Source organism: Poseidonibacter antarcticus, assembly GCF_003667345.1.
Classification (GTDB): domain Bacteria; phylum Campylobacterota; class Campylobacteria; order Campylobacterales; family Arcobacteraceae; genus Poseidonibacter; species Poseidonibacter antarcticus.
On record NZ_RCWF01000007.1, the window covers coordinates 73,950 to 89,880 of the forward strand.

Genomic DNA, 15,931 nt, shown 5'->3' on the forward strand with positions numbered 1-15,931 from the left:
AAAAGTGTAAAAATGGAAATTAGTGAAAGAGATTATGACATATTAGTTGATACAGAGATTCTTGTTGATGTAATGTTAGGTAATTCTGATATTAGTATTGCAGAGTTTTTAAAACTAAGTAGTGGTGATATAATTTCTTTAAATAAACCTGCTGGTTCTGGTGGTGATATATATGTGAATTCACGTATAATTGGTACTGGTGATATAATTGTAATAGATGATAAACTTGCAGTAAGAGTTCAAGATGCAATGGATTCAGATAATGTTGTAAGATATTTCTTTGAAGAGAATATGATATAGGAGTTTATAATGGCTACAGATATACAAGTTAATTCAAGTACTGGAGTAGATGGTAATTCATATACTAATTCAGTAAGTAATGATGAATTAACAAATGATGATTTTTTAACACTTATGATTACAGAGTTAAAATTACAAGATCCAACTTCTCCAACTGATTCAGCACAAATGCTTTCAACACAAATGCAAATGTCAACAATTAATACAAATCAAGAAATGGTTACTGCAATGCAATCTTTGCAACAATCTTTTTCTCAAACAGCATTAACTAATGCATCTAATATTATTGGTAAAAATATAGAAGATGGTAATATTGGAGAAAGTGGTATTAATAAAGCCTATACTGTAACATCTGTTGAAAGTATTGATGGGGTAGTTCAGGTTAGAGCTCAAGAAATGCTTTATCTTGAAAATAAAATTAAACTAACGGATCCAGATGATAGTTCAAATGATATTTTATTAGATTATAATACTGCTGGTGAAATTATTGATGCAAATGGAAATAAAAATGGAAGTAAAATTGCTTTAAATAGTCCAGGTGATCCTATAATTAAGGATGGTTCGTTAGTTGTTTTAGACTCTACTAATACTGAAGTAACTGATCATAATTATAAATTAGCGGGACTTAGTTCTCCTGTGTATTCTGATGAATTAATTGATATTCCATTTTCTCAGATTACAAAAATATTCTAAAGATTTATAATGATTTCTTCACTTTGGAATGGCTTGTCTGGTTTAAATACATATGAAAAAGCTTTAGGTGGAGTATCAAATAACGTTGCAAATGTTAGTACAGTTGGACATAAATCTAATAATGTAAGATTTGAAGATAGAATCGGTTGTGATATTTCTTATACAAGAGCTGATAATTGATAGTGTACTTCAAAGAGTAGATAATCTAAAAGTATTAGGATTGACTCCTCTTATAAAATGAATAAATTAGTTAGTAATATTTTAGAGTTAAGTAGGTTAAGTATGCATACATCTTTTGCCAGCTTATTTGTTTATTTAAAAGTATTTGAAATAAATTCAGAATCTGACACAATTTCGGATGAAATGTTAATAACTGTAATGAAATTAATTAAACAAGTATGTTTTCATATTAGTATTTAAATTTAAATTTAAATATTAATATATGAACATCTAATGTTCACTACATTATTCAAAAAGGATAAATCATGATTGGAGCACTTTGGACAGGAATCTCAGGATTATCGTCACAACAAACAGCTTTAGACAATGAGTCAAATAATATTGCAAATGTTAATACAGTAGGTTATAAAGCCTCAAGAATATCTTTTGCAGATCAAATGTACCAAGATGGTATTGGTAAAGGATCTACAGTATTAGATGCAGAAAAATTATATACTCAAGGAAGTTTAAAACTAACAGGTGTATCTTATGATGTAGCACTAGATGGAGATGGCTTTTTCACTGTTACAGATGCAAGTGCTAGTGGAACAACAGAAAATTACTATACTAGAGCTGGTAACTTTAGGATGGGAGAAAACGGAACACTTCAAGACGCAAATGGGAATGAAGTTCAAGGTTGGGCAATGTCTGCAATTGATGCAGATAATGATGTAACTTCAACAAATTCAAATATCAGTATGTTTACAAATGATTATACTAAACTTTTATCTTCAAAAATAATATCCCATTCAAATTATGTAGAAACAATTACTGCAAAAGCGACTGATTATGCAGCTAGTGCAATATCTGATGATGAATCTGTATTTTCAGGAGCAGGATTAAAAACAAAATCTGCAAAGATATCTGATGTAGAAGCAGCGATTAGTAATTATACAAGTTGGTTACAAAAATTGCAAGATACACCAGATGGAGTATCAATCTCATCAATTGCTCAAAAATCTGAAATAAATTTTGAGACAGGATCTGATTCAATTATTAGTAAAGAAGGTGATGAAGTTTATGTATATATAGATGGAAATAAAATATCACAATCTTATGTATCAACTACTGCTGATGCTGACTTAAAACAAGAAATATTTGATAACCTTTCTGCTGCAGATCAAGCTACTTATGGTGCCCCAACAGGAACATTAACAGAAGCACAAGTTGCATTATATGATAAGGAAGCAAGTAAAATTGCAACATATAAAGGATTAGCAGATACAATTTCTGAAATATCAGGATTAGTTGCATATATGTCAAGTGAAGTTGGTGGAACAACAAATGATACATTAGAAGAAGATGATACATTTGGTTTATCTACAAGTACAGCAGATATGATGAAAGGTATTATTCAAATAAAATCACTAATACCAGGAAATGAATTTATAATATCTGAAGTAGGAGAAGTATCAGGAAGTTCAACTATCAAAGGTGATTATCAAACTAGTGTTAATTCTGTTACAGGAAGTGGAACAGGAGCCGTTGAATCAGCAAAAGATGCTTTAGCGAAATTAATTAGTGGTAAACAACAAGATGTTTATAAAACTACAGATTTAAATTTTGATAATGGTGCAAGTGATTTTACTTTTGGAATATCAATCTATGATAAAGATGCAGGAGAATCAATTCCTGTACCTAATGATAGTGGTACTCCTCTTCAGTCGACACCAGTTTCTTTTACAGGAATAACTAATATTGATGATTTTGTTACAGCATTTAATTATGGAACATCTGATGGATTACCTTCGACAGGAACAAATGATTTAGATCCTGCCTTGACTGATTATCTTGAAGCTGTTAATATTAATGGTAACTTAGTAATAAGAACACTAGATACAAACTATGATGCTGAATTTAGTACAACTTTAAAAGATGTAACAAATGCAGAAACACTTACTAAAAACAATGATTTAAGTGGTAGGGCTGGTGCTGGCGCTGAATTCATTGAAATGGTTACTAAAGTAGATCAAACATCATCTCAAAATTCATTACAATTAAGACTAGATACTTTAGGTATTTCTGATTCTGCATTTGGTGAATTTTCTATTGATAGTAATGGTTTAATTACAATGACTCAAGATGGAGCAGAAATTGCTGTTGGACAAGCATCAATTGCATTATTTACAAATAATATTGGATTAGAAGCAATTGGGGATAATTTACTTGCGAAGACTACTCAATCAGGTGACCCTATATATAACTTAAATAATGATAAAGCTGCAAAAATAGAAGGTAAAACTTTAGAACTTAGTACTGCTGATTTAAGTGAAAGTTTAGTTAATCTTATGGTATTCCAAAGAGCTTTTGAAGCAAATGCTAAATCAATAACAACAGCTGATGAAATTTTAACTACTCTAATAGGTTTAAAAAGATAATATTTAAATAAAGTAGGATTTAGTCTACTTTATTTATTAAGAAATAGGATAAATTTGGAAAATTTTTTATTATTAACAATTGCCGTAGTTTTATTGATTTATTTCTTTTCTAGTGCAAATGTTTATAAATCTCTTTATAAAAAAGTTAATGAAGAGAAAAACTTAGTTGAGATAGAATTGAAAAAACTTGAAGGAATTATTGAAAAATATGAGAAGCAAATGAAATCTAGTGCTTCTATACTTAAATCAAGTCATGATAATTTACAAGTTGCAAGAACTGATTTACAAGAATTACGTTTAGAAACTATGAATCAAAAACATAAAATTGATGAATTAGAAAAAAGAAATGAAGAACTTTATGCACAAGTAAATACAATGGTATAGGGAAAATAAATTGAAGATAAATTTGATATATAAAATAGTATTAGCTTTTACTTTGTTATATAGTAATTTATATGCAAAAATTGATTTAATTGAATCTCAACCCGAGATTATATTTCAATTTAATAAATTAAAAAAATCAAATGAAAACTTAAGTTTACAAGTAGATTTTAATAAGGCAGTTTTACTTTTAAGTAAAAATGAGTATAAAAAATCAATTGAGATTTTTGAACAAACTGCAAAAATTTTAGAAGTTCCTTCTTATCTAAATATTGGCATTGCATATTATAAATTGAATTCAGTAGATAATGCTATTGTATATTTAAATAAAATATATGAAAATAGATTAAATGCAAATGATAATACCTTCTCATATATATCTTCATGTTACTATTTATATCAAATATCAAAAGATAATAAATATCTAAATACAATTATTAATATCACAAAAAAGTTTAAAAATTTATCTGAACATTCTAAAAGAATGCTTGCTGATACATATATAATTTTAAAAGAGTATAAAAAGTCTTTAGAAGTTTTAGAATCAATGGATTATGGTTTAGATTTAAAAAAAGCATTATTATATTTAAAACTGAAGAATTATAAGAAGGCTGATATTTTCTTAAAGAAAGCAAAAGAAGTTACAGTAAATCCAAATAGATTAAATAAGGTTCTATGGTTTAGTGTTTTTACTGATTTAAAATCAAATAATATAGACCAATTAAAAGATAATTTAGACTTAATAAATAAAAAAAGACATAATTTTAAAGCTAATTTAGAACTTCCTTTAGAAATGTATTTTAATAAAAAAAAGTATACTCCAAAAGAGTATTTAGATTCTGTTGTTAACTTTAGAAGAGAGCGAAAGATTGATTATATATTCTATTTTGCACCTTTTATTTTTTCTGATACACAAGAAATAATTTATGATTCTGCAAGAGGATTTATTTTTGGTTCTGAAGATAATATCAAATCTTTAACTGAGATGGTAGAATATAATGCGAAATTTTTGGATATCGTAAGAGAAGATCCTATTTTACGAGTTGTAAAATTAAAGAAATTATTAAAAAAAGATACTAAATCTTATGTTTATTATAATTTAGCTTTATCATATGCTCAAATAAATGACTTTCATAATGCATATAAATATTTTGAAAAAGCTTATAAGTTAAATCCTGGGAATAAGTTATATGCAAGTATGACTTTAATTACAGCAAAGAGTTTAAAAATAAAAGTTAAAGAAAAAGAATATATTGAAAAAACAATAAAAACAAATGATGGTTTATATAATTATTTTGGTAAAGAACTTTATAAATTGTTTATAAACCAAGAATACAAACCGTCATATAAATTTTTATCTTATTCTAATACAATATTTTTTAAATCTATAGATTTTTTACAAAAATTAGATAATGAAGAAGATATTATGCTTCATCCTTTGTTAGAAGAGTATCATAAAGACCCCTTGATTTATTTAATTAGATTAGTGCAAAGAAATAAAAATGAGAATGATTTTTCATACTATTCACGTCTTCAAGATAATATTCCTTTAACATTAAATAATAATTTTTTACAAGGTCCTTTAATTGTAACAAAATATTATGTGGATATTCTAAAAGGCTTGGGATTATTTACAAAAGCAGATTTTGATATGCCAGGGAAAAATAGTCCATCTTATCTTAGGACTAAAGCTTTAATTGATTTACATTTTAATGCTTCAGATGAGACAATAAAAATATTAGATTACCTTCGTTTAGAATATAATTTAGAAGATAAGTACTCTATGTATTTAATGGTTGCAGCATTATTAGAATCAGGTAGATATAATGATGCTTCAGTTCAAATATCTTTGATTAAAGCTATTCTAAATGATGAAGATGCAAATTTTCTAACAGCAGTACAATTAATACAAGAGTTGAAATTATCAAGTGCTAAACAATATATAAATGAACCTTATTTGGATTCTTTAATAGACTTTAGAATAATTGGCTTTGATGAATATTTAGAATCACTTTAAACTTTTATTTTATATAAAAAAATATTTCTTAAATAATTTATTTATTTTGTGCTATAATATTTACTAATAGTAACTTTTTAAAAAGGGGATATTATGGAAATTGGTAAAGTAGCAAATATAGATAATGCACGAATAAATAATATTGAAAAAGTTCAAAAGATTAGTAATGTTAATGATAAGAATAAAGTTATACCTGATGATGAATACAAAAAAACATTAGGGAAAGAACAAATTCTTGATAAAAATGAAGTTATTTTAGATAATGTACGTTTTGGTTACAACAAAAGTTCAAAAGACTTTTTTGTAAAAGTTACAAGAGGTGAAGCTGAGTATAAATATCCTACAGAGGATATGATGAAAGCAAAAGCATATATTTTACAAGAATTAGAAAATAAAAATAAGGTTTAATTAATTGGCATCAGATTTATCCAATATATTTAAAGATGAATTATCAAATACATTAGAGCAACTTTTATCGAAAAGTTCTCAAGTAGAAACAGTACATGAACTTAACTTTGAAGAATATAGTTCTTCTCAAGTAATCGAGGCTACTGTAATATTTGACTTTAAAGATATTTCATCAACATGGAAATTTTATATTCCAACTATAAGTGCTACAAAATTTGAATACTTAATGCTTGGAGGAATGGGCGATTTAAAAGAACATATTGATGATGAGATTACTGATGCAGTGAATGAAATAATTTCAAATATTTGTGGGAGTTTTTGTACTTCCGTAAATGCACAAGGTTTCTCTGATGTCTCTTCATTAAAATCAGTAGTAAAAAGTTCTGTAATATTAGAAGGAGAAGTGTTATCTTCTAAAAAGAATATATATGAATTTACAATTTCATTAGATGAAGATAAATTACCAATTATTATCTGCTTTGATGAAAGAATTTTACCTTATATATCTTCTATTACAGGAGGGAAAGTAGAAATTTTATCTAATGATTTAGTAGAAGAAACAATAATTGATAAAGTTGATGATAAGTCTCCTTTAAATACAACAAATATGAATATGCCTAAGAACTTAGAACTCTTATATAATGTTAAATTAAAACTTAGTGTTAGGTTAGGAACAAAAATAGTTTTATTAAAAGATGTCTTAAGTTGGGATATTGGAGAAATAATAGAACTTGAGCAGATGGTTAATGAACCTTTAGAAATATTGGTTAATGGAATTAAAATAGGTGAAGGTGAAGCGGTTATTGTTGAGGGTAAGTTTGGTCTTAAAATTAAAAATATTGGTAATGATAACTTTAAACTAAATCAAATAGGAATGTAATTTATGGATAAAAGTACTGCAGGTGGATTAGGTGGAGGTTGGGGTCTTGTCGCTCTAGCTATTATTCTTGGTGGTGTTGGATTTGGACCATATCTTGATATTCCATCTGTGATAATTGTTATAGGTGGTACTATTGCTGTAACTGCAGGTCAATTTGAAGCTTCTGATTTAAAAAGATTTACGCCTGCTTTAAAAGTAGCTATGAATGAAGTAAAAATAGAACCTCTCCCTGAATTAGTTGAAAAAATAATCTTTTATGCTACAGAAATTAAAAAGCATGGTGTTATGCAGATTGAACAAAAAGTAATGGAAGAAACTAACCCTTTTTTTAAAGAAGCATTTCAACTTTTAGTAGATGGTACAAAAGCTGAAGTATTAACTCCATTACTAGAAACAAAATTAGAACATATGTCAAAAAGACATGGTAGAATGATTTCAATGTTTGGAAATATAGGTGGTACAGCAGGAGCTATGGGGATGATTGGTACACTTGTTGGTTTAGTTGCAATGCTTGCAAATTTATCAGATCCAGCTGCTGTTGGACCAGCAATGGCTGTTGCCTTATTAACTACCATGTATGGTGCTTTAATTGGAACTTTATTTGCAGGTGTTGTTGAGAGTAAATTATCTCAAAAGCATGATAAAGAAGCTGTTGCTTGTGAAGTAATAATTTTAGGATCATCAATGATTGCTGCTGAAGAATCTATTGGTAATATAAAAATGCAGTTGAACTCTATTTTAACTGATGTAGAAGAATAGAAGATTTAAATAATGGCAAAAGACAAATGTCCAGAATGTGAAAAATGTTTACCAGGTTGGTTAGTTCAATTTGGTGACTTAATGTCATTATTATTAACATTTTTTATTCTTTTATTATCAATGGCTGTTATGGATAAAAAGAAAGTAGAAGAATATTTTGAAGTTATGAGAAAAGCAATGGGGTTTCTCGATAAAAATACATCAGTTGAAGAACAAAGTGAAAAGAATTCTACAGATAATAGTAGTTCAGATTCGTTTGAAGATGATGAAAGTACTACAGAAGATGCAGCTGAAGAGGTCTCACAATTAATTTCAGATGTTAATGCTTCTAGTGATAATGAAAGTGAAGAAATAAGTATAGAAAAAGGAAAAAATGAGTTTACTCTTGATATTCCTTCAACAATAATGTTTGAAGATGGAGAATATAACTTAACTAATCCGGCGGCAAAAGTATTTATTTCTAAAATAGCAAGAGTAATTAGAACAATGCCTCAAACATTTAATATTGAAATAATTGGACATACAGATACAAATAGAATAAGAAACACAACAATACCAAGAGATGCTTGGGATATTTCGGCTTTAAGATCAATATCTGTTGTAAAAGAATTAATAAAAAATCGAATTGATCCTGCAGTGTTAAAGGTTTCTGCATATGGTTCTTATCATCCTAAAAGTGATAATGCAGCAGATAACAGAAGGGTTGAAATGAGATTTTTTGCTCAAAATAATCAAGATGATATTTTAGATGAAGAAAGTTTCTTCGATAGGTTGGAATAATGGAAATAAATAGTAATAATTTAGTGGATATTTCTACTTTACAAAATAAAGATTTTAATAATTTAAAAACAGATAATTTAGAAGATAAGGAATTAAGAGAAGTTGCAGATTCATTTGAATCATTTTTCTTAAATCAAATAATGGATGTTTCTTTAAAGTCTACAAAAATAGCAGGAGATGGCCCTGGTTCGGATATTATAAAAAGTATGTATTTACAAAATATTGCAGATAGTTCATCAGGTACTTTTGGAATTAGTGATATGTTATATGATTTTTTAAGTAAGAATAATAAGTAAAGGGAATTTTATGATAAATGAAATAATACAAAGAATGTCTGAACTTGTTAAGAATTTACAAAATTCTATTGAGCTTGATATAGAAGATATTAAAAAAGCTAAGCATGAATCTTTATTAAATAGAAATGATGAAAAACATTATATGATTAATGAGATTACAGAATTAAAAGCCAAATTAAATCAAGAACTTGTTTTAAAAATACAAGAAGGTGTAGATGTTAATATATATAGACAAAAAGTTGATTCTTTAGAAGATGAATTAAAAAAATTATATGAATTAAACAAGAGATTAGCATCAATTGTATTGCCTGTCCAACAAATGTATAAAGAACTTGTTGAAGATATTACAGCTGTTAATGGGGGAAATATCTTTGATATTAAAGCTTAGTTTTATTATTCTATTTTTAACAACTAATGTATTTGCAGTTAATGTATTAATCTCTAAAAGTTCAATAGGCTTTGAACAAAAAATTAAAGCTTCAAAGTTAAGATTAGTAAATGTACCTGTTTTAAAAAAAGCATGTATTCCTTTAACTTTAAATCAAGTTCAAAATAATGAATATATTTCAACTCATTATATAAATAAAAATTCAATAATATGTCAAAAAGATGTAAAAGAATATAAAAAAGAGTCAGTTATTTTTAAATTTGGTGGTTTGGAAATTGAGAAAAAAGGAAAAATTATTTATGAAAATGAAGAATTTATTCGTATTAAAAAAGAAGATGGACAAATAGAAAAAATTTATAAAGATGGAAGACTACAATGAATATGCTTTCTTTTTTAGGAGAAACACCTACTCTAGCATTACGTTTAGCACAAGAAAAATGTGGTGAAGATGCAATTGTAATCTCTACAAAAAAAATATCTAATGCCAATGATTTTGAGAAAAATATGTATGAAGTTGTTGTTGCAATAGAAGATGATAATAAGAATAGTAATCTTACATATACAAAACAGACTATTACTAAAGCTACCCCTCCAAATAAACCTATGCAAGCTAATGTATATGATTTTAGAGAAGAAATTTTAAAAATGCAAAAAGCATTAGAGCAAGTTAAACAATCAATTTGGCAACCTAAAAGTCAATTATATGATTTAACTATACCTCATGAATTTATTGATATGTATACATTATTTGAAAAAAATGAATTTGATCAAGAAATGACATATACTATTATGAAAAAGACTATAAGGCAACTACCTATATCTTTAAAGTCTAATCCTCAAAAGATTAACGATTTTTTCAAATTAGTATTAAGAAGAATAATTCCAATTAAGTTTGAAGTGCCTTTAAGAAAACATCAAAGAAAAATCATAATGATGGTTGGGCCAACAGGTGTTGGTAAGACTACTACTATTTCAAAACTTGCTGCTAGATATGCTTATAAATTAGGTCAAAATTATAAAGTAGGTATTGTAACTTTAGATTCATTTAGAGTTGGAGCTATTGAGCAATTACAAGCATATACGAATATAATGAGATTACCACTTGAAATTGTAAAAAAACCAGAAGACTTACCTGAAGCACTTTTGAGATTGAAAGATTGTAATTATATTTTTATTGATACTGCAGGTTCTAGTCAATACGATGTAGATAAAATTGAATTGATAAATGAGTATCAGAAGAAAGTAGATGAATTGCCTATTGAAAAAATATTAGTTCTTCCTGCAAATGTTAAGCATAGTGATTTAATTGAAATTTACGCAAATTATTCTAGATTAAATGTTGATTATCTAACTTTTACAAAACTTGATGAAACAAAAAGTTTTGGGAATTTAATCTCATTTGCTCATAAAACAAAAAAATCTATTACATATTTTTCAATTGGGCAAAATGTTCCTGATGATTTAATCGTATCAGATTCTTCTTTTTTAATTGATTGTTTTATGAATAATAAATGTATTAGGAAATAATTGTTGTTTAATAGTATCTCTTCTCAAGCTAGTAAACTAATTAATCTTACACGTAAGAAAAAACATATTACTTCTAAAACAAAATTAATAACGATTACTTCAGGAAAAGGTGGAGTTGGAAAATCAACTTTTACTGCAAATATTGCTTATTTATTAGCTCAGCGTGGATTAAAAGTTGCTGTTTTAGATGCTGATATAGGCTTGGCTAATATGCAAGTATTATTTAATATAAAACCTAAATATACATTTTTTGATTATATAGATGGTAGTAAATCTTTAACGGAAACGATTAGTAAAACCCAATATGAAAATATTTTTTTATTGGCAGGTAAAAGTGGATATCAATATTCTAAGCATTCGAATTCCTTTGTCTTTACAAGAGTTGTTGAAGATGTTATTTCTTTAAATATATTTGATATTTTACTTGTAGATACAGGAGCTGGATTAAATGATTTTGTAAAAGAATTTTTATCTATTTCTGATAATATTATTGCTTTAACAACTACGGATCCTAGCGCTTTAACAGATGTTTACTCATTGATAAAAATGCTTTCCTTTGATAAAGATAAATTGATGCTTTGTTTTAATCATACAAGAAATTATAAAATTGGTGAAACTATTACTAACTCTTTAGTTTCACTAGCTAAGAAAAATAGATTAAATCAAGATTTTATGGTAGAATATATAGGTAACGTTTCTACGTCTGCTAATATTTCTACAACTGGAAGGTTGAGAAAACTATTTACTAAAGAGTTTTTTGATGATGATTCAACAAAACAACTGCAAGACGTAATAAATTATTTACTAAAAAATATTTATTAAGGTATGCCTAAGTGGAAGCACTTTATATGATTAATACTTTATTACTGTTATTGGGACTTGAGATTTATGGTAGTTGAACGATTTTCTCAAAGTGTAATAAATAGTGGAATATTCCGTTTATTTATAGCTTCTGGCTTTTTTGCAACGGTAATATTTTTTGTCATAAATGCTGAACTCTTCACACCTCTTGAAATGATTTTTGGTATAATGGGTGTAACTATTATATTAAAGGGGATTGCAAATTTAATGCTATCTTTGATTATTTCATTTTTTAGTTTAGAAAATAAAAAGAATGAATTAGATTTTAAATATAATGAAGAGAAAATAGAATCAATGTTAAGTGAACTAAATGTTCAAGAAGTTCTCTCTTCTAATAAAAAAATGAATAGTACTAGTTAAGGAATAAAAAATGAATATATCTTCGATAAGTAATTCAATAAGTCCACTTACTTTAAATAACAGTGAACAAAAAGTTAGTGATAATCAATCATTCCAAAATATGCTAAGTGATGCAATTGGTGACGTAAATAAAGAACAAATAGAAGGTTACAAAGCAATGGAAGGTATTGCTACAGGTAAGGTTACTAACTTACAAGAGGCAGTACAACAAATAGAAGAAGCAGAACTTTCTATGAAATTAGCATTAGAAACAAAAAATAAAGCTGTTAGTGCATATAAAGAAATTATGAATATGCAAATATAAGGATAAATCATGGGTTTTTTTGATGGTTATAACGTATCTACTTCAGGAATGAGTGCACAAAGAACAAGAATTAATGTTGTTAGTGCAAATATTGCAAATGCCAAAACTACACATACTCAAGAAGGTGGCCCTTATCAAAAACAACAAGTTGTTTTTGAAGATGTTTTACTTAATAAAAGTAAGACAAATAATAGTAATAGTATTGAATCTAATAATGATAAAAATTCAGCAATGGAATTAAGAGGTGTTGGAGTTAAGTCAGTAGTATCATCAGATGTAAAACCAATTTTACGATTTGAGCCAACTCATCCTGATGCTAATGAAGAAGGATACGTTGAATATCCTGATATTAATCCAGTCGTAGAAATGGTAGATTTAATTGAAGCGATGAGATCATATGAAGCTAATGTTGCCTCATTCAATACTCATAAAAATATTGATTCTAAAACATTGGACATCTTGAAGGTTTAGATTATGACAAAGCAAATAGATATATTATCGACACTAAATACAGGTAATAAAGATTCAAAAACTACGTCTACTACCTCAAATAAAGAAGTAAAACAAGAAATCTCATTATTTGATAAATTATTATCAGGAAGTGTATCTACTTTAGAAAAGATAGATAGTGGAATAAGAAAAGAAAATATAAATATAAAAGAAGTAACAGTAGATATAGATGAAAAGATTAATAATAAAGATAGTATAAAAATAGATAATAAAGATACAGAAAATTCAAATAGAAATACATCATTATTAAATAGATTAGTATTAGAATCAAAAAAAATCAGTATAGATAATAATTCATTAGAAGATACTAAAATAGATAATAAATTAAATACAATAGAAAAAGATACAATAGAAGAAAAGATAGATAGTGGAATAAGAAAAGAAAATATAAATATAAAAGAAGTAACAGTAGATATAGATGAAAAGATTAATAATAAAGATAGTATAAAAATAGATAATAAAGATACAGAAAATTCAAATAGAAATACATCATTATTAAATAGATTAGTATTAGAATCAAAAAAAATCAGTATAGATAATAATTCATTAGAAGATACTAAAATAGATAATAAATTAAATACAATAGAAAAAGATACAATAGAAGAAAAGATAGATAGTGGAATAAGAAAAGAAAATATAAATATAAAAGAAGTAACAGTAAATACAGATGAAATATTAACAATAGATGATTCTAAAAGTATAGGTGTTGATACAATAAAAAATGAAGATAATACAAAAATTATAGATGCATCTAAGATAATAAAATTAGATAATAAATTAAATGAAGTATTAGTAGAAAAAAATACAAAGACAATAGAAGTAAAAGATATTATTGTTGAAGATATAAAAGCTAAACAAACAGTTCAATCTTCTGATGATACAATACTGAAGAATAATGAATTAAAAAATACAGAACTAAAGATAGATACAAAAGTAATTTTAGAGAATAATATAAATGAATTGTCAAAAAAAGAAGAGATAATTACGACGGTAAAGACTGATACAAAAACAACGCAAATATCTGAGATAATAAACTCAAATAATAAGATAGAAAATATAAATATTGATGATCAAAATTTGGCAGGAACTAAAAATAATAAACTTGCAAAAGATTTAGCTATCTTAAATGATAATAATAAGAATGAAAGAATAAATATTTCAAGAGAAGAGCCTAAATCTTTAATGGATAGTTTAATTGACAAAACTAAAATTGTTAAAGATCAAATGATTATAAATGAAGATGATTCTAAAATATTGCAAAATAGTGATGTCATTAATAAGCAGAATAATTCAAAAAATATGTTGAATAATATTTATTTAGGTTCTTTGAAAAATAGTATGAATACTAGTGCCTTATCTAATAAGACAGAAGCGATAAATTCTGTAAAAGATGCAACAACTATTCAAGAAATTGAAGTTAATGCAAATAAATTAGATTTAAATGTTAAAGATATTAGTGTAGGATTAAAAGAAAATGAAATAAAAAAAGATACACTTGATTTAACTGATAGGAAAAGTACACTTGATAAACTTATATTAAATAAAAATGCAATACATAATGAAGTAAATAATGTACTAACAAAATCAATAGAAGCTAGTAAGGTAGTCTTAGATGATTTTGTTAATGAGCAAAATGATGATGTTTCTTTAAATGTTAACACTTCTTTAGCTAATAATATACAAACTAGAATTATTGGGGCTAGACAGCAAATGTCAAGTATGATGTCAGATGTTGCGCGAAAAATGTATGAAAACTATAAGCCACCTATCACTGCATTTAGAATAAATCTAAATCCTGCTACCTTAGGACATATTGGAATTACTATGAAAAGTGACAAAGATAATAGTATAAATATTAGTTTAAATATTTCAAATCATGCAACTCTTGATTCTTTTATTGATAATCAAAGTAGCTTAAGAAATGCTCTAAATAAAACATTTAATGACACTGCTGAATTTAATTTAGATTTTAGTTCAAGTGATCAAAGCAATGGAAATTCAAATAATCAAGAAGATTCAGATAAATCATTTACTAATGAATCTAATACTCAAACTATTTTAGAATCAAGAGAGAAAAACTTAGAATCAGAAGATAGAAACATAGATTATATGTAATGGAAGCATTTTTATCTTTATTAAATGAAGATATTGTATATCAATTTCTACTACTATTAGCGCGAATTGTTGCCTTTGTCGCTTTTATGCCTATTTTTTCACATTCAGCAATAGGTCCTAGAATTAGAATTGCATTTGCTTTTTATATAACAGTATTTGTATTTCCATTAGTTGATATTACTACTACAATAACCAAAGATACATTTATTCTTGGATTGATTTCAGAAATAACATTAGGCTTGGTTGCTGCAATGTTTGTTAATATAATATTTTCATCTGTTAAAATTATTGGAGAATTTATTGGTTTTGCAACAGCCTTGTCTATGGCTACAATGTTTGATCCTTCTACTGGATCGCAAGAAGGTTTAATTTCAAGATTACTTTATTGGATAGCTATAGTATTATTTTTTCAAACAGGAATGTATGAAGTTACACTAGTTATATTAGTAAAAAGTTTTTCAATGATCAATTTAGGAAACTTTGATATTTTTTCTTATGATGGAATACAAATAGCAATTGATGAAATAAAAAGAATGTTTGCTTTTGCCTTCTCTTTTGCCTTACCATTGTTCTTCATTGGTTTTATTATGGATATTTATTATGGATATGGAACAAAATCAATGCCTGCTTTCTCTCCTTTTGTTATAACTTTTCAATTGAAGTTTGCAATAATTTTTATTTTTTTAATTCTTGGTATGGAAGTTTTTACAGAAGCTTTTACAAATTACTTTATTTCAAAATTTGAGTAGAAAGGT

The 15,931-nt window shown here is 26.4% G+C and carries 20 protein-coding genes; all 20 read left to right on the forward strand.

Translation table 11 applies throughout. The features are described from left to right. Positions 1-12: 12 nt before the first annotated feature. The 20 genes from D9T19_RS09695 to D9T19_RS09790 all read left to right on the forward strand — a co-directional run bounded on the left by D9T19_RS09695 (position 13) and on the right by D9T19_RS09790 (position 15,925). Positions 13-300 (forward strand): FliM/FliN family flagellar motor switch protein, encoded by a 288-nt coding sequence (locus D9T19_RS09695; RefSeq protein WP_121628035.1) that lies wholly within the window; start codon positions 13-15, stop codon positions 298-300. Between the two features lie 9 nt (positions 301-309). Continuing rightward, complete coding sequence (locus D9T19_RS09700) at positions 310-993, forward strand: flagellar hook assembly protein FlgD (RefSeq protein WP_121628036.1); 684 nt, start codon at positions 310-312, stop codon at positions 991-993. A gap of 9 nt (positions 994-1,002) precedes the next feature. Next, positions 1,003-1,173, forward strand: coding sequence for a flagellar basal body protein (locus tag D9T19_RS09705; RefSeq protein ID WP_121628037.1), 171 nt, complete (start codon positions 1,003-1,005; stop codon positions 1,171-1,173). 305 nt (positions 1,174-1,478) lie between these two features. Continuing rightward, entirely contained in the window at positions 1,479-3,590 is a 2,112-nt protein-coding gene (locus tag D9T19_RS09710) for a flagellar hook-basal body complex protein (RefSeq protein ID WP_121628038.1), read from the forward strand. Positions 3,591-3,644: 54 nt separating this feature from the next. Next, a complete protein-coding gene (locus D9T19_RS09715; RefSeq protein ID WP_121628039.1) occupies positions 3,645-3,974 on the forward strand; it encodes a hypothetical protein in 330 nt (109 codons plus the stop codon). 10 nt (positions 3,975-3,984) lie between these two features. Then, positions 3,985-5,988, forward strand: a complete 2,004-nt coding sequence (locus D9T19_RS09720; RefSeq protein ID WP_121628040.1) for a tetratricopeptide repeat protein — start codon at positions 3,985-3,987, stop codon at positions 5,986-5,988. Between the two features lie 93 nt (positions 5,989-6,081). Next, positions 6,082-6,396, forward strand: a complete 315-nt coding sequence (locus D9T19_RS09725; RefSeq protein WP_121628041.1) for a flagellin — start codon at positions 6,082-6,084, stop codon at positions 6,394-6,396. Between the two features lie 4 nt (positions 6,397-6,400). Next, positions 6,401-7,276 carry a FliM/FliN family flagellar motor switch protein gene (locus D9T19_RS09730; RefSeq protein ID WP_121628042.1) on the forward strand — a complete coding sequence of 292 codons (876 nt, stop codon included), beginning with the start codon at positions 6,401-6,403 and terminating at the stop codon, positions 7,274-7,276. A gap of 3 nt (positions 7,277-7,279) precedes the next feature. Beyond that, positions 7,280-8,035 (forward strand): motility protein A, encoded by a 756-nt coding sequence (locus D9T19_RS09735; protein ID WP_121628043.1) that lies wholly within the window; start codon positions 7,280-7,282, stop codon positions 8,033-8,035. Between the two features lie 12 nt (positions 8,036-8,047). Continuing rightward, on the forward strand, positions 8,048-8,815 hold the full coding sequence (locus D9T19_RS09740; RefSeq protein WP_121628044.1) for an OmpA/MotB family protein: 768 nt from the start codon (positions 8,048-8,050) through the stop codon (positions 8,813-8,815). Further along, positions 8,815-9,111 (forward strand): rod-binding protein, encoded by a 297-nt coding sequence (locus D9T19_RS09745; RefSeq protein ID WP_121628045.1) that lies wholly within the window; start codon positions 8,815-8,817, stop codon positions 9,109-9,111. The genes D9T19_RS09740 and D9T19_RS09745 overlap by 1 nt, the downstream gene beginning before the upstream one ends. 10 nt (positions 9,112-9,121) lie before the next feature. Then, entirely contained in the window at positions 9,122-9,499 is a 378-nt protein-coding gene (locus tag D9T19_RS09750) for a hypothetical protein (RefSeq protein WP_121628046.1), read from the forward strand. Further along, a complete protein-coding gene (locus D9T19_RS09755; RefSeq protein ID WP_121628047.1) occupies positions 9,483-9,878 on the forward strand; it encodes a hypothetical protein in 396 nt (131 codons plus the stop codon). Before D9T19_RS09750 ends, D9T19_RS09755 begins: the two co-directional genes overlap by 17 nt. Continuing rightward, the gene (gene flhF, locus D9T19_RS09760) at positions 9,875-11,026 is read left to right on the forward strand and encodes a flagellar biosynthesis GTPase FlhF (RefSeq protein ID WP_121628048.1); all 1,152 of its coding nucleotides are present in this window, start codon (positions 9,875-9,877) and stop codon (positions 11,024-11,026) included. Before D9T19_RS09755 ends, flhF begins: the two co-directional genes overlap by 4 nt. Next, positions 11,027-11,848 (forward strand): P-loop NTPase, encoded by an 822-nt coding sequence (locus D9T19_RS09765; protein WP_205588708.1) that lies wholly within the window; start codon positions 11,027-11,029, stop codon positions 11,846-11,848. A 66-nt stretch (positions 11,849-11,914) separates the two neighbouring features. Beyond that, positions 11,915-12,247, forward strand: a complete 333-nt coding sequence (locus D9T19_RS09770; protein ID WP_121628049.1) for a hypothetical protein — start codon at positions 11,915-11,917, stop codon at positions 12,245-12,247. Between the two features lie 10 nt (positions 12,248-12,257). Then, positions 12,258-12,551 carry a flagellar hook-basal body complex protein FliE gene (gene fliE / locus D9T19_RS09775; RefSeq protein ID WP_121628050.1) on the forward strand — a complete coding sequence of 98 codons (294 nt, stop codon included), beginning with the start codon at positions 12,258-12,260 and terminating at the stop codon, positions 12,549-12,551. Positions 12,552-12,560: 9 nt separating this feature from the next. Further along, positions 12,561-13,022: a flagellar basal body rod protein FlgC gene (gene flgC / locus D9T19_RS09780; RefSeq protein ID WP_121628051.1), complete on the forward strand. Its 462-nt coding sequence runs from the start codon at positions 12,561-12,563 to the stop codon at positions 13,020-13,022. Positions 13,023-13,025: 3 nt separating this feature from the next. Then, on the forward strand, positions 13,026-15,176 hold the full coding sequence (locus D9T19_RS09785; protein ID WP_121628052.1) for a flagellar hook-length control protein FliK: 2,151 nt from the start codon (positions 13,026-13,028) through the stop codon (positions 15,174-15,176). Next, the gene (locus tag D9T19_RS09790) at positions 15,176-15,925 is read left to right on the forward strand and encodes a flagellar biosynthetic protein FliR (RefSeq protein ID WP_121628053.1); all 750 of its coding nucleotides are present in this window, start codon (positions 15,176-15,178) and stop codon (positions 15,923-15,925) included. The genes D9T19_RS09785 and D9T19_RS09790 overlap by 1 nt, the downstream gene beginning before the upstream one ends. The last annotated feature ends 6 nt before the right edge of the window (positions 15,926-15,931 follow it).